This window comes from Undibacterium sp. Rencai35W (genome assembly GCF_049340185.1).
Taxonomy (GTDB): domain Bacteria; phylum Pseudomonadota; class Gammaproteobacteria; order Burkholderiales; family Burkholderiaceae_D; genus Undibacterium.
On sequence record NZ_JBMPPC010000006.1, the window covers coordinates 84172 to 100056 of the forward strand.

Below are 15885 nucleotides of genomic sequence, written 5' to 3' on the forward strand. Positions count from 1 at the left end.
GTGACAGAGCAGGGCGACAATGGAGAAAACTATGAGTAGCGTAGAAGTCAAAGTACCGGATATTGGTGATTTTAAGGAAGTTGAAGTCATTGAGCTGATGGTCAAAGTCGGTGACACCATCAAGGTCGATCAGTCACTGATCACCGTAGAATCAGATAAAGCCAGTATGGAAATTCCATCCAGCCATGCTGGTGTGGTCACAGAAATTAAAGTCAAGGTCGGCGACAAGGTTGCTGAAGGTTCTTTGCTGGTCGTGGTGGATGCTGCGGCAAGTGCAGCGGCGCCAGCGGCGGCACCAACAGCGCCAGCGGCTGCTTCGGCAGTAGCTCCCGCGCCAGTAGCGGCAACGCCTGCACCAGCGGCTCCGGCACCTGCTGTCGCTCCTGTAGCTGCTACGACAGCACCGGTAGCAACGGCCAGCGCAGGCAAAGCACACGCATCACCATCCATACGCAAGTTTGCGCGTGAACTGGGTGTCGATCTGAGCCGTGTTGCCGGTTCTGGTCAAAAAGGCCGCATCACGCAAGAAGATGTACAAAACTTCGTCAAGGGCATCATGGCAGGTAGCACTGCCGTTGCTGCTGTTTCTGCTCCGGCAAAAAATGGCAGTGGCGTTGGCCTCGATGTATTGCCATGGCCATCGCTGGATTTCAGCAAGTTTGGTACGACCACGACTTCACCTTTGTCACGCATCAAAAAACTCAGCGGTCCTAACCTGCACCGCAACTGGGTAATGATCCCGCATGTCACGCAATTTGATGAAGCTGATATCAGCGACCTCGAAGAATTCCGTAAGTCTTCGAACGAAGCCCTGGTTAAATCCGGCGTCAAGTTGACCATGCTGGCTTTCGTCATCAAGGCCAGCGTTGCAGCGCTCAAAAAATTCCCGGCATTTAATTCTTCGCTTGATGCTACCGGTGAAAACCTGATCCTCAAGCAGTACTACAACGTCGGCTTTGCAGCCGATACGCCGAATGGCCTAGTCGTGCCTGTTGTTAAAAACGCAGACCAGAAAACCCTGTCGCAAATCGCTGTCGAAATGGGTGAATTGTCTGCCCAGGCACGCGATGGCAAACTGAAACCTGCTGACATGCAGGGCGCAACCTTCACGATCTCTTCACTCGGTGGTATCGGTGGCACGGCGTTCACGCCTATCATCAATGCACCTGAAGTGGCGATCCTGGGCTTGTCCAAATCCAGCATCAAACCAGTCTGGGATGGCAAACAATTCCAGCCACGCCTGATGTTGCCTTTGTCGCTGTCATATGACCACCGCGTCATTGATGGTGCCATGGCTGCCAAGTTCACTGCTTATCTGGCCGATGTACTGGCTGATCTGCGTAAAACCTTGCTGTGAACGGAGACCAGACTATGAGCACTATCGAAGTCAAAGTACCCGATATCGGTGATTTCAAGGAAGTTGAAGTCATAGAATTGCTGGTCAAGGTGGGCGATACCATCAAGGTCGATCAATCACTGGTGACAGTAGAGTCCGACAAGGCCAGTATGGAAATCCCGTCCAGCCATGCCGGTGTCATCAAGGAATTGAAAGTCAAACTCGGCGACAAGATTGCCGAAGGCAGTTTGTTGCTGGTGATAGAAGCCGAAGGTGCTGCGGCAAGTGCAGCGCCTGCGGCTGCTCCGGCAGTTGCGGCCGCTCCTGCGCCAACATCAGCACCCGCCGCCGCGCCTGTCGCAGCAGCACCTGCCGGGCCTGTCGGCATCGTCGAAGTCAAGGTACCTGATATTGGTGACTTCAAGGAAGTTGAAGTCATCGAAGTCATGGTCAAGGTTGGCGACAGCATCAAGGTCGATCAGTCGTTGATTACCGTCGAATCTGACAAGGCCAGTATGGAAATACCATCTAGCCATGCCGGTACGGTAAAAGAAATCAAGGTCAAGGTCGGTGACAAGGTTGCTGAAGGCAGCTTGCTGTTGCTGGTCGAAGCCGCAGGCCAGGCAGCTTCTGCTCCTGCTGCCGCTGCTCCAGTTGCTGCGACTACTGCACCAGCAGCGTCCGCCGTGGTTGCACCGGTCGCTTCCGGCTACACCGGCAGGGTCGATGTTGAATGCGACATGATGGTATTGGGCGCTGGTCCTGGCGGTTACTCCGCCGCCTTCCGTTCTGCTGATCTGGGCATGAATACGGTGCTGGTCGAGCGTTATTCTACGCTCGGTGGCGTCTGCCTGAATGTAGGCTGTATCCCATCCAAGGCGTTGTTGCACGTGGCAGCCGTGATTGATGAAACCGCATCGATGGCTGCGCATGGAGTGACATTTGCTAAACCAGAAATCGACATCGATAAACTGCGCGGCTACAAGGAAAGCGTCATCAAGAAAATGACGACTGGCCTCAGTGGCATGGCAAAAGCCCGCAAGGTCAATGTGGTGCAGGGTGTGGGCCAATTCCTCAGCCCTAACCATATCGAAGTCACAGCGGCGGATGGCAGCAAGAAAACCGTACAGTTCAAGCAGGCGATTATTGCCGCTGGTTCTTCTGTCGTGAACCTGCCTTTCGTACCGGCAGACCCACGCATTGTTGATAGTACAGGCGCGCTGGAATTGCGTCAGATACCAAAACGCATGCTGGTCATCGGCGGCGGCATCATCGGCCTGGAAATGGCGACCGTGTATTCCACCCTGGGTTCACGCATTGATGTTGTAGAAATGCTGGACGGCCTGATGCAGGGCGCAGACCGTGACATGGTCAAGGTCTGGCAAAAATTCAATGAAAAACGTTTTGACAACATCATGTTGAAAACCAAAACGGTTGCCGTTGAAGCTCTGCCAGAAGGCATCAAGGTCACATTCGAAGCCGCCGAAGCTGGCGCAACTGCACCAGCACCCCAAGTCTATGATCTGGTACTGGTTGCAGTAGGCCGTAGCCCCAACGGCAAGAAAATTGCTGCCGACAAGGCAGGCGTGGCAGTGACTGACCGTGGCTTCATCAATGTCGATAAACAAATGCGCACCAATGTGCCGCATATCTTTGCGATTGGTGACCTGGTTGGCCAACCCATGCTGGCACACAAGGCCGTGCATGAAGCCCATGTGGCAGCAGAAGCAGCATCAGGTGAAAAAGCTTACTTTGATGCTAGCGTGATTCCATCCGTTGCTTATACAGACCCTGAAGTCGCATGGGTAGGTATGACAGAAGATGAAGCCAAGGCCAAAGGCGTCAAGCTTGAAAAAGGTCATTTCCCTTGGGCGGCGTCTGGTCGTGCAGTGGCGAATGGTCGTGATGAAGGTTTCACCAAGTTGCTGTTCGATGCAGAAACCAAACGCATCGTCGGTGGCGGCATCGTCGGCACGCATGCCGGTGACATGATAGGTGAGATCGCCCTGGCTATCGAGATGGGTGCTGATGCGGTCGATATCGGCAAGACCATCCATCCACATCCTACCCTGGGTGAGTCGATAGGCATGGCGGCGGAAGTGTATAAAGGCGTATGTACTGATTTGCCACCGATGCGAAAAAAATAGGTTATCTGAAGTAATCGAACCGTATAAAAAAACCTGAAGCGGGTATCTGCTTCAGGTTTTTTTGTTTCGGTGTCGGGGTTATCTGTTGTTAGCGTTATTAAAGTTACTAAAATTGCTAGAACATACAAAGTATATAAATTACATGGCAGGTAAGCGATCTCTAAAGTTTTACTTGATACTCTCAGTAGCCGTTATAATTTTTAAAAATATTGATTCAGGGTAATAATTAAATAAAACAACTTGAAGGGGCTTGAAAATGAATGCACCGGCACATGTTGCAACATTTAGCTGTCCAGAGTTTTTGGCAATGGAAAGAACCATTATCGACGACTTTGTCGACTGTACCCGAGAGTGCTGTGAAGAGGCAGAGACTTGCGTTAAGGCGCTGAATCATGAAGGCGGCGCAGATTATATTCATCGCCTGTTCCGCTCCTTGCATTCGCTCAAGGGGAATTGTCAGATGGTTGGCCTTGCACCCTTTACAGGTTTATTGCATCGTATTGAAGAAATTTTCGCCCGCGTTCGTTCTCGCCCTGAATCGTATTTTTCTGAGCTGGGTGAGTTTTTATTAATTGCAACAGATGAAGTTGAAGATCTGCTGACGGAGTTGATTAATACGGGTCAGGCCAATGACAAGAGGCGGCAAAAACTCTACGATATTTGCGATGCCTTGCAAAAAAATAGCGGCGATCAATTAGACCCGCAACAATTCAAGGATGCGATTACCGCTCTTGGTGGCAAGCTTGCGGATAAAGGCAGTGCGGCGAAATCTCCCAAAATCCATCTGGAACTTCCCGCAGATATGGAGTTGATGCAAAAACTCTCATTGCAAATCGATAATCTGAGTATTTATCGCAAGAATCGTAGCGATCAGGTTGTGCAATTGATGGAGTCACTGAATGAGGCACTCGGTTTCCCGTTAGATACGGAGCAATTAAAAGCCGCTTCGCTGATGCATGATGTTGGAATGAGTTTTATCCCCCACAATATTTTTAATAAAGAAGGTGTGTTGTCGAAAGAGGAGCTGCGTTTCATTCAGGAGCATGTCGTGACAGGCAGTCAGTTATTGCTGCGTTTTGGTGGCTGGAATGACGCAGCCCGCATGGTGCTTGATCATCATGAAAAATTTGACGGATCAGGCTATCCTAATGGTCTGGCTGGCGAACAAATACATCCTGGCGGGCGTATGCTGGCGATCATCGATACGTTTTGTTCTGTGACGACGGAGCGTTCTGACCGCAGCTACAAGAAAAGTTTATTGAGTGCGATTTCTGAGATCAATGCCAATATCCATATTCAGTTTGATCCCGTAATGGTGACGGCATTTAACGATGTGGTAAGAAAAATGATGATGAAACAATAAAGCGACAGAGCGACAGAGCGATGGAGCGATATAGTGACAGAAGAAACAGGCCGCAGTTGTAGTTCTTTGCTGGCTCAACGTGCCGGTTTAAACAGCGCCGGAAGTTCACCCGACTTGCGTCCTTTGAGGATCGCGTAATTAATCCGTTCAATTACATCGAGATTATTTTGTAAGCTGGATACGAAGTGAATATCATCAGCCAAAAAAGGTTTGTTTAATACTTTGACGGTGTAATTGATTTGTCCTGGACTGCGGATTTTTTTATCTTTGATATATTGATTTAATTCAGTTTCTAATTCTTTCGCATTGGCAGTACGCGAATTAAAAAGCAAAACATCCATGCGACCTGAGAGTAATTTTTTGAGTCGTGAACTGGTTTGCGGTTGATCTTCTTCTACTTTAAAAAAACTGCCTCGCTTGTTATCAATCTCATCTCCATAGCGGATTCCTCTGACGATACCAACAGATTTTCCTTGCAAGTCTTGCAGGGAATTAAATTGGATAGTAGCGTCGCTTCTTGCAACAACCCATACAAAATCTGTAAAGACAGCATCGGAAAAACGCATCGAGCTGAGGCGGTCTTTATTTTTGGACAGTCCAAAACCAATGCCTTCCCCCGTTTTTACACTTTCCACCAGACGTGGAAGCGGATAGCGACGTATCTCAAACTGAAGTTCAAGTGCTTTCTCAAAGTAGTCGATAAGTTTTTGATTTTCAGGCCGGATCGGTGCCATTTCACCGCGTTCATCTCTGGTTTCCGCTACCAGCAAAGGCAGCGTTGCAGCGCTCGGAGCACCCGATACACTCGCCAGCAGTGTGAGCGATAGCAGAAGATAGAAGCGATAGATCTTTTTAACTACAAACATAAAGACGTGCTTCCTCAGGGTGTGCCTGTTTGCCTGAATGGTAGTGGGTCAGTGTAACAAGATGGTTCGTCATAGATTGATCAATGACGGGATATTTTTAATTATGTTGGTAAATTAACTTCACTCTGTAAACGACGAGATCAAAAAAATAATCCTGATATGGCACTGATTTACACCATTATAAGGTTTATTCACAGATGGTATTGACATGCGGCAATGTAAGTTATTGTTACGGCGTTGTGAAATTAGCGACTTGCTGCCTGTATGGCATCATTGCATTGATGCATTAGCCCGTAATTTCATCCATAATCAAAGTAACAAAACTCCTCCCGACCATAGGAACATAAGCTTGGTCAGCAAATCTGCGGAGTTACCTGACTGACCTTTTAATAGGCTGGAACGATGCAAAGAACTCGCGCGAGTGACTCCTCACATTTTGATTTTTCCGTCACAAAACGGAACCGGTCAAAAGAAGAAATTATCCTCCTGATGCTTTGTGCTCTGAGTATTCCCAGCATCTTGCCGTTTGGGATTATTCGCCTATTCCAGGCTAACTGGATGTTGGCGACGGTTGATCTTGCGATCGTTGCCGGTATGGTTGCGATTTTCGTCTTTGTCTGGCGAACCGGTCGCGTACAGAGCGCCAGCCTGATCGTCACTGTATTCTATTCTGCGGGCATGCTGGCAGCGATTTACCTCAAAGGTGCAGCGATTGTTTACTGGGTATACCCAACTATGATTGCTGCGTTTTTTATGTTGAAGGCAAACCATGCTTTGCTGATCAATACTTTTTCCCTCTCTATCTTGTTGTTGATTTTGAGCAGACAAATGACGCTCTTCGATTTGTCGTCGATTGCGGTAACGCTAGTGTTGATTAATCTTTTTTCTTATATTTTTTCATACCGTACCAGCATTCAGCATAATGAATTAAATCAGCAAGCCGAGAGGGATTTTCTGACCGGTGTTGGTAATCGCCGCGCTTTGGATCGTGCTTTGGAAGCGTTTTCGGACACAGAGTCGGTCAGCCCTGAATCTTGTTTACTATTGCTGGATCTCGATCATTTTAAGAAGATTAATGATCAGTTTGGACATGCAGCAGGTGATCAGGTGCTGACAAAATTGTGCGACGTAGTTCGCACCAGATTACGTACTACTGATGGGATTTTTCGCTATGGCGGCGAGGAGTTCGTCATCATTGCCGTCGGCACCGATTTGTCGACAGCCAGTGCTCTTGCCGAAGAGTTGCGAATCAAAATTGCGTCATCTTCTTTGTATAAAGATCTGACTGTCACCGTATCAATCGGGGTTGCAAAAATCACGCCTGCCGAGACTGCATCTATATGGTTTCAACGTGCCGACGCGATGTTGTACGAAGCGAAGCAAGCAGGCCGTAATACGGTCAGTGTAGCGAGCGAATAGTCCTGCTAGATTTCAAGAGGTCTTCCTGGAAAACATCTACATGAACAATGCATCTTGCTTAACAAAATTTTGTGAGTAGTGCATCGTGCTGCAACTGCTATTATTTACCCTCATTTTCTCCCGTTGAGATTCATTCCCAAAAACGACTAAGCTTAAAATTATATGATCTCAAATATTGAGCAGACAATATGAGTCGGCAGATGCAAGGCAGGCCAGGCGATAGCGCGCCACCAGATATTAAGTCCGTCATTGATGCTGAATCCCCTTTTCCTCCAATAAGGCGGATCCGTATGTTGAGACCTCTGTCATGGCTAATGCTAGGCTGGAGAGATTTTCGAGCATCAGGTGGGGCCAGTATTTTTTATGGGATTTGTTTTACCTTAATGGGGGCTTTGCTCAAAGTTGTGCTGAATAAGGCGCCAGAGTATTTATCTGCATTGACTTGTGGATTTTTGTTGGCGGGTCCCTTAATGTCACTAGGTTTATACGATATCAGCAGACGTCTGGAAAGTACCAGATCCGGTTTGTTGGGAAGCGTTTTTTCGATGCGAGGGCGATGGAGCAACATCGGTGTGCTTGCTCTGGTATTGGCCGTCATTATGATGGTCTGGGCTCGTGCCTCTCTGGTGATTTTTGCTTTGTTTTACAACAAAGGGATGCCAACCATGCACGGTTTTTTGTCACAATTATTTTCCCTGAATAACCTTGAATTTATTGCCGTCTACGCCTGTATAGGTTTTATTTTCGCCAGTATCGTATTTGCTATTACTTGGGTGTCTATTCCTTTGATGCTGGATCGCGATACTGACGCCATTACCTCTATGATTATCAGTACAGTGGCATTGTTTGTGAACGTTCCTGCGACAATCTTCTGGTCTTTTTTAATTGTCGGTCTGGTTGTGCTGAGTTTTATGAGCTGGAACCTGGGATTTTTGGTTGCGATGCCTGTCATCGGTCATGCAACCTGGCATGCGTATAGAGAAGTTGTTGGCAAACATGGTGATCTGGCTGAGTTCTCTGTGGATAGCCAGAACACATCCCCGCTTGTGAGATGAGTTCTGGTAAATACCCACGTCAACAGAAAAACTCACAAATTACCTACAATTCGTTACGTTTCCAAATAGTTATGAAACATCCTTTTGCTACTGTACAGGCTTGCTTGACACTGCCTATTCTTTCAATAGGTCTGTTAAGTACTATTCCTGCATGTTTTCGCTGTCTTGGATTTTAGACAGACAAGATGCGCAGGTTTGTCCTAGTTCAGTGAGGGAGACGACAATGAGGCGTGTCAAAAAGGGATTGTTATTTCTTGTCGGTTTAGCGACCTTTACTACGGCCTTGGGTGACGGCATGATTGGTCGCTTACATACCTCCGATAGCGAAAATTCTTCGGTAACTCCAGATCTGATCACCTTGACACGGTTGGCAAACAAGGGCGATACACATGCTCAGACCAAGCTTGGCGTGATGTATTTTCATGGTGACAGCGTGCAGCAAGATTATCAGCAAGCCATGCATTGGTTCCAGAAGGCTGCGGATAACGGGCATGCAGGTGCACAAACGAACTTGGGTTTGATGTATAGCAATGCTCTGGGCTTGCCTCAGGACTCCCAAAAAGCTGCGTACTGGTATCAAAAAGCGGCAGCACAGGGTTACTCCGTTGCATATCTGAATCTGGGCGTTTTATATTCTATGGGCGAGGGTGTCCGGCAGGATTTGAAACAAGCACTGATCTCTTATAAAAAAGCAGCATATCAGGGTAACCCGCATGCCCAGTACCGTTTGGGCACGATGTATGCAAACGGCAATGGCGTGCCTCATGACGATAAGAAAGCGGTATTTTGGTATACAAAAGCAGCTGGACAAGGCTTGTCCAGCGCACAGTTTAATCTGGGACTTAAGTATCTCAATGGTGAAGGAGTATCCCAGGATGTGATTGAGGGATATAAGCTGATGATGATGGCGAGTTTTGACGCAGGCAAAAAATCTATGGATAGTCGCGACCTGGTGAGCGAGGGGGCGACTCAGGATTTGATTGACGACACCCAGCGCATTTCAGAAACATGGACACTAAGCTCCGAGACACAAGCTGATGATCAATCAAATATCAGTTTGATTGCAGAAGATATGCCTGATATCTAAGTGTTAGGATATGAGATCAGATGACGGTTCTGCGTATATCTGATTTTATACTGACGTATTTATGTTTAGCGCAAGAAATCCTGCACTACTTTGATCGTTGCCGCAGGATCTTCTTCTTGCGGAACATGTCCCAACTGGTCAAAAATTTGTAACTGACTACCTGGTATATCCCGATGAAATTCTTGTGCATATTTAACCGGTATCAGTTTGTCTTTTGCACCCCAGATGATCAATGTGGGCAAGTGCAAGGATTTGATCTTATCAGATCCGGCCCCGGCATCTAACTGCGAAAAACGCCTGACCAATGCATGCCGGTTGCCTGCACGTAGCGTAGTTGCTATATATCGATCAACCAGTTCTGCTGTTACTTTCTCCGGATTGCCGTAGACATTACGCACGCTCTTTTCCATCATATCTCGCGGTAAGGTTAATTCCACTAATTTATTCAACACCGGAGTGCGGGCAATTCTGAATCCTAGCGGAATAGATTCTGGAATAAATGCATAACCGGCAGCATCAACCAGGATTAATTTTTCTACCCGGTCTGGCCTGCTGGCAGCAACTTGCCATGCGATTTCACCACCGAGTGAGTTACCACCTAGGATACAGCGTTGTATTCCTAATTGATCCATCAGTTCGATGATGAAACGTACATACACCTGATTGCTGTAATCGTCTTGCACATTGGGGCCGGTTAAGCCAAAGCCAGGTAAGTCCATGCTGATAACCCGATGCTGCGTCTTCAGTACATCTGTCCAGCCTTCCCAGGTATGAAGGCTGGATGAGGTTCCATGGATTAAAATTATTGGCACTGGGTCGGAGGCGATACCCTGATCCCGGATATGTACATTCAATCCATGGAGATTGATGAAAGCCGAGGGTGCCGGAGCCCATTTTTGCTTTAAGTTCGCAAGAGGCTGATCAGGCGCCCATGTTGTGGCAACAAGCACGATCATAAAGAAAATAAGCGCAAGAAGCAGAATGCCAATGAATTGCATGCTTCGTTTTAGCATTGCTGCCTCCTGAGTTTATATATGTGTACCAAGAATCGATTATTTCAGGCTTGGTATTGCTTGTGGTTTCAAGGCCTTAACCGGTTGCTCTTTCAATTGACTATTCAGCATTTTCAACGCGACTTCCAATTGCTGGTCTTGCCCTGCAAAAGTCGCATGCGGAAGATTATCAACCTCAACGTCGGGAATCACACCTACCCCCTCGATCAGCCAGTGGCCATCCATCGCAAATTGACCGTTTTCGGCAACTCTGACCATGCCGTTATCGGCGAGACGATTATTGTCGGATAGCCAGACACCCGCACCCGCTGTGCGTTTTCCGACTAATGGTGCAAGTTTTAATGCTTTAATACCTGCCGCAAAAGTTTCACCATCAGAATAGGTCAGTTCATCAATCAGGACAACCAGGTGGCCACGGAATGTTTGCTGCATGTTGGTGGCGGGTTGATTGTTCGGAGATGACCAGAAGGCCCAGGCTTTGCGCAATAATTTCTCAATAATCCAACTGTCGATATTACCGCCATTATTGCGGCGGACATCAATGATCAGGCCGTCTCGATCAATATTGCTATAAAAATCACGGGCAAAGCTGGCGATATCACGTGATCCCATTGCACGTAAATGTAAATAACCTATTTTGCCTTGAGATGCTGTATTCACGCGGTCACTGCGTGCTTGCTCCCAATCGCTATAACGCAGATTGTTTTGCTTGTCGATGTTGATGGGCGTGACGATGACTGCTTTAGCCGCGGCTTGTCCTCGCTGTATGTGCAGTAAAACCTGTTTGTCCGCCTGGTTTAACAGCAGATCAGAGATATCCCTTACGTCGGTCGTCTTCTTGCCATTGACCCCGGTAATCACATCGCCTTCTTTGATGTCCAGATCCGGTTGAGACAAAGGAGAGCGTCCGGCAGGTAATTCAGGTTCGCTATGATAAATATGTTCAATGCGATAACCGTCTCTTGTTCGCGTCAGCACTGCCCCCAAACTTGCTGCCTGACCGTCTGGAGCCGCTTTGCGAATATCGCCGGGAGCGACTTGTGAATGCAGGGCACTGACTTCGCTAACCATCATACCAAGTATGTCGTTGAGCTCTGTTCTGTCGGTGACACGATCAACCAGAGGCGCGTATTTATTGCGGGTTTTGAGCCAGTCGACACCACGCATTTTGTCGTCATATAAAAAATCCCGGTGCATACGCCAGGCATCCACAAACATTTGCTGCCACTCTTCACGCGGGTTACTGTTAAACGACCAGTCATCAATTTTGACTTTCGCTTTACTAACGTCAGAGGGCTGTTTGGCACCCGCTTCCACAATCAGAAAGTCACCGGGAGCATTCATCGCAAAGCTGCGGTAGTACACATGCTTTTTATCTGATGACAGGTCAAACTGACGCACGCTATTTGCAAAGACTTCCGGCTCAGGTGAGGTCTTGGTAATTGCCAGAGTTTTTAAAACGGCGTTGCCTTCATTACCGTCTTGCTCCATGAAATACAGACGCTTATCATCTACCGCCAATCCGCGATAATTGCCAGATGCCAGTGGTACTTGATACAGCCGGTCGGCTAGTTCCGTATATTGGATAGCAGGCAGAATTTTTGTAGCAGCATCGGTTTTCTTATCATCTTTAGTATCACCGGCGTGTTTGCCCGATGTTTTGTCAGCGCTTTTGTCGTCAGTTTTTTCCTTCGACTTATCTGCGTCTTTTTCGTTTACCTTATTTTCAACCTTATTTTCAATCTTACTTAGCTCGTCATCAGCCTTGAATGGAAAACGATTTGCTGACTGCAGAGCCAATGCGTATATACCGCTGCGTTTGTCAAAAAACGGACCCATATTACGATCGCCCCAAGGTGATGGCTCCGTTGCCTGAAATGTTCTGGCGGATAAAAAATACAACCACTTTCCGTCAGGGGAGAACGTTGGGGAGCGAGACTCATAGCGATCACTGGTCACGAATTGCCATTGCCTGGTAGCGACATCGTATAGACCAAGCTGTTCACGTTGCAGTCTGGAATTAGGCCGGGTGACTGCAATAGTTTTACTATCGGGCGACCAGACGATTTCTTCGTGCCGGTCTATACCTATTTTTCCTGCATCATCAATGACGACATTGGATTTACTCGCCAGGTCGAGGAGCCAGAGTCTGCCACGTTTATCGCTATGCGCCAGCCATTTGCCGTCAGGGGAGGGTACTAATTGCCAACGATGCACATCGCCGTTATGAGTGAGTGCCTCAGCTTTGCCACTGCCGTTAGCAGGGAAGCGCCAAATCTCGTTTTCACCGGTGGCGTCTACGATCGCATAAACCCATTTGTCATCATGCGAAAATACCGCGGATCGTCCCCTTGCGCCTGCTGGAAGCGCAATGTCGATGCGCCTTTGTACGCCGGTACCTGCGATCGTCAAATGTCCGCGAGCGGTGAATAGCAGGCGCTCTTCTTTGCCCGCCAATTCAACTTCAGTCAATTGTTCCAGTGGATTTTTTATTTGTCGATTGCGTTGCTGATCAAAGTCGGAGAGCAGATCAATATTGATACCTTGGTCCTTATTGCTTCCGATATCGAGTATATGTAAATCGGCGCCAAGCTGATAGACGATTTTACCGTCACCTAGAGCTGCATTCCGGACATCCCAGTCCACATGTTTACTCAGCGCCTGGCTATTTTTACCATCGGCATTAGCCGTCCATATGTTATAAGCGCCCTGGCGATCGCTCACGAAATAGAGCTGACCTTTCCACCACATGGGACGTTTATTATTACTTTTCTCTTCAGGAAAAAGATTGATCGCCTCTGATTTTCCCTGCAGATCATATTTCCACAGCTGTGCATAGGCACCGCCACGATATTGTTTGGCGTTGTCGCCGGTCATGTGCAGACCATAACGTGTGAAATATAGGGTTTGACCGCTGTCATCGAGTACCGCTTCATTGGCGTCGGCAACAGGAAATACTTGTCGTTGCAGAGTGAGCGGGTTGATCGCGGCGACTACCCGGTGTGCTGACGGACCAATTGAATTTTGCATCGTCGTCAGGACGTCACCTTGTTTCGACCAGCCTAACACGGTAACCACGCCATTCTCAAAACTGATGCGCTTAGGCACACCACCTGACAGCGGCATGACATACGCTTCGATCGCACCCTCATATGAAGCAGAAAAAGCTAACCATTTGCCGTCATGCGAGATTGCCGAGTTCAGTTCTGTCGCTGGGTGCGTGGTAAGTCTTTGTGCCTGTCCTCCGGTCTCAGCGACTTTCCATAAGTCACCTTCCGAGGTGAACACGACAGAGCCTCCTCTGATAGCAGGAAAACGCGGATAAGCCGGCACTGCATTAGCGAATAAGGACGTGGCAGCCAGTGCACAAAGAATAGGGGCTTTTAAACGCTGTGGTGAAATTTTCATGGGCGATAGTCGATGTCTGGGTAATGGTCTGGTGGATGATTTGGCGTTCGTGGTCTCGTTCAGTGATCTTGTGTATTGAGACACTTATTTTCTTGCTAAATCAGAAAATTATTTTGTCATATTCTCTTTTTATTTTCACCATTTGAATATTTTTCTATAAAAATTGAAGCTGAACGGTGAAAAATAGTTGATGTGCGGCAATTATTTAAAGGAATTTCGGCGCATAATCGCATCAATAAATTTCCACATGGAAATAAATTTAACTGATGTGAGCAGGATTACGCGGCTAAACAAGGCTGATAAGACCGATTGATGCGAGGATGCCATGAGACCCAACGATGTGATGAAAGTTCTGATGCCTCTGGGCTTATTGTTGGCTGGAGTGAGTGCCCATGCGCAAAGTACCAGTTTTACGATTAACACGAGTCTTGAGCGTAAGGCGATCAGTCCGCTGATTTATGGATACAACGCTTATGCGGATGGTACCAACCGTGCGGGCTGGGAGAATCAGGGCGGGCAAGCCTCCCTGCAAAGTTTGAATCTCGCATCCAGACGGCTAGGTGGTAATTCCATGACCAGCTATAACTGGGAAAATGGTGTGAGTAATTCCGGTGAGGATTGGTGTAACTCATCCAATGCGGCGGTCAGTGCAGTCGCTGGCGCAGGTAATCCATCAACGACGGCAGGGCTGGCCTATTACGCTCCCGGAGCTGCTCTGGTCAGCTTTCATGATCAATCGCTAACGTTAAATACCTATTCTTTATTGCAGCTTCCCGCCGCCGGCAAGCTCCCAAAAGACATCGTCAATCTGTATCCGCCAAGTTCATGCCAGGGATATGATTTGTGGCAGAGCACAGCGGGGCCATCGAATATCGACACTGCCCGCTGGTTGACCATCGTGAATGACAAGCCAGCGTCTTTGGGGAGTTTATCTACGACCCCGACTTTATTAGATGATTTTGTGTATCTGGATGAAGAATTGAATTTCCTGATCCAGAAATACGGCAACTCACAAACAGCAAGCGGTATAAAAGGCTATGAGCTGGATAACGAGCCGGATCTCTGGCATCACTGGGCAGATGCCAACAATGGCAGCGGCACACATCCGAATTTATATCCTGCGTTCACTACGGTCGCGGATGTCGTACAAAAAAATATCGCACTCGCCTCGACCATCAAGAGAATGGATAGTTCTGCGCAGACCTATGGGCCTGCGATCAGCGGTTATCTTGGCCTCTTTAGTCTTTGGGCTGTTTGGGATGGCACGCAGTCACATCAGCCTGCAGACTGGTCTACCTATAACGTAGAGCCATTTGTCAGCAACTCGACCGGCGACCGTTATCGTTACAATGGGATGACGATGGCAAATGCCTACTTGTCAGCAATGAAAAACGCCTCGCAGCAAGCGAATCAACGTTTGCTGGACGTATTCTCATTTCATTATTATCCGCAGGCTTCATACAGCTCAACGGATAGGGTGCAGGCCGCGCGTAGCCTGTGGGATGCCAGCTACGTCGAACCGAGCTGGATTACTCAAACCGGTAATGGATTTACAGACGGACGCGGCTTACAAATCGTGACTAAGCTCAAACAGGCCATCAATGATTTTTATCCCGATACCAAGTTGGCGATTACGGAATACAACTTCGGTGGCAAAGACGACGTCACCGGTGCAATTGCACAAGCCGATGCCTTAGGCATATTTGGCAAACAAGGCGTCTATCTGGCGACGTATTTTGGTGATGCTGAGGGATTCGTTGCGTCTGGATTCAAGATCTTCCGTAACTACGATGGCAGAATGTCCAGCTTTCCAGAGATATCGGTACAGGCACTGGCTAGTAATAATGCAAACGGCGCAGTTTATGCCGCAGTCAGTGCGGCCGATCCCTCTACTTTGCATATCATTGCAATTAACCGGCTCACTACCGCGATGACGGGTAACTTTCAGATTACCAATCCGGTGAATTTTAAAACGGCGCAAGTTTGGGGCGTGAGTGGAACGACCACAGCAATTACCGCACAAACAGGCCTGAGCAATATTAAATCCAATAAATTCAGCTACCGGATGCCTGCCAGCTCAGTTTTGCATTTTGTTCTGAAGCCGTAAAATTCATGTAATCTCAAAAAACAGTGGTGGCGTAATAGTAGTGGCACGATGGCACGATGGAGTCATGGATAAGAAGGTTTTGTA

General features: G+C 47.9%; 10 protein-coding genes. 7 read left to right on the forward strand and 3 right to left on the reverse strand.

What is annotated here, in order from left to right; all coding sequences use genetic code 11:
- Positions 1 to 19: 19 nt before the first annotated feature.
- The 3 genes from aceF to ACO0K3_RS14280 all read left to right on the forward strand — a co-directional run bounded on the left by aceF (position 20) and on the right by ACO0K3_RS14280 (position 4846).
- The gene (gene aceF / locus ACO0K3_RS14270) at positions 20 to 1357 is read left to right on the forward strand and encodes a dihydrolipoyllysine-residue acetyltransferase (RefSeq protein WP_422985671.1); all 1338 of its coding nucleotides are present in this window, start codon (positions 20 to 22) and stop codon (positions 1355 to 1357) included.
- 14 nt (positions 1358 to 1371) lie between these two features.
- Complete coding sequence (gene lpdA, locus ACO0K3_RS14275; protein ID WP_422985673.1) at positions 1372 to 3483, forward strand: dihydrolipoyl dehydrogenase; 2112 nt, start codon at positions 1372 to 1374, stop codon at positions 3481 to 3483.
- A 256-nt stretch (positions 3484 to 3739) separates the two neighbouring features.
- On the forward strand, positions 3740 to 4846 hold the full coding sequence (locus ACO0K3_RS14280) for an HD domain-containing phosphohydrolase (RefSeq protein ID WP_422985675.1): 1107 nt from the start codon (positions 3740 to 3742) through the stop codon (positions 4844 to 4846).
- A 74-nt stretch (positions 4847 to 4920) separates the two neighbouring features.
- Here the strand turns inward: ACO0K3_RS14280 and ACO0K3_RS14285 are convergent, their stop codons facing one another.
- A complete protein-coding gene (locus ACO0K3_RS14285) occupies positions 4921 to 5712 on the reverse strand; it encodes a substrate-binding periplasmic protein (RefSeq protein WP_422985677.1) in 792 nt (263 codons plus the stop codon).
- 402 nt (positions 5713 to 6114) lie between these two features.
- Between ACO0K3_RS14285 and ACO0K3_RS14290 the strand changes: the two genes are divergently transcribed.
- The 3 genes from ACO0K3_RS14290 to ACO0K3_RS14300 all read left to right on the forward strand — a co-directional run bounded on the left by ACO0K3_RS14290 (position 6115) and on the right by ACO0K3_RS14300 (position 9273).
- Positions 6115 to 7131, forward strand: a complete 1017-nt coding sequence (locus ACO0K3_RS14290) for a GGDEF domain-containing protein (RefSeq protein ID WP_422985679.1) — start codon at positions 6115 to 6117, stop codon at positions 7129 to 7131.
- Positions 7132 to 7421: 290 nt separating this feature from the next.
- A complete protein-coding gene (locus tag ACO0K3_RS14295; RefSeq protein ID WP_422985681.1) occupies positions 7422 to 8186 on the forward strand; it encodes a DUF2189 domain-containing protein in 765 nt (254 codons plus the stop codon).
- A gap of 223 nt (positions 8187 to 8409) precedes the next feature.
- Positions 8410 to 9273, forward strand: a complete 864-nt coding sequence (locus ACO0K3_RS14300) for a tetratricopeptide repeat protein (RefSeq protein ID WP_422985683.1) — start codon at positions 8410 to 8412, stop codon at positions 9271 to 9273.
- 65 nt (positions 9274 to 9338) lie between these two features.
- Here ACO0K3_RS14300 and ACO0K3_RS14305 read toward each other — a convergent pair whose 3' ends face one another.
- On the reverse strand, positions 9339 to 10286 hold the full coding sequence (locus ACO0K3_RS14305; protein WP_422985685.1) for an alpha/beta fold hydrolase: 948 nt from the start codon (positions 10284 to 10286) through the stop codon (positions 9339 to 9341).
- A gap of 39 nt (positions 10287 to 10325) precedes the next feature.
- Positions 10326 to 13694 carry a S41 family peptidase gene (locus tag ACO0K3_RS14310; RefSeq protein ID WP_422985687.1) on the reverse strand — a complete coding sequence of 1123 codons (3369 nt, stop codon included), beginning with the start codon at positions 13692 to 13694 and terminating at the stop codon, positions 10326 to 10328.
- 325 nt (positions 13695 to 14019) lie between these two features.
- Between ACO0K3_RS14310 and ACO0K3_RS14315 the strand changes: the two genes are divergently transcribed.
- On the forward strand, positions 14020 to 15801 hold the full coding sequence (locus ACO0K3_RS14315) for a glycoside hydrolase family 44 protein (RefSeq protein WP_422985689.1): 1782 nt from the start codon (positions 14020 to 14022) through the stop codon (positions 15799 to 15801).
- Positions 15802 to 15885: the final 84 nt, after the last annotated feature.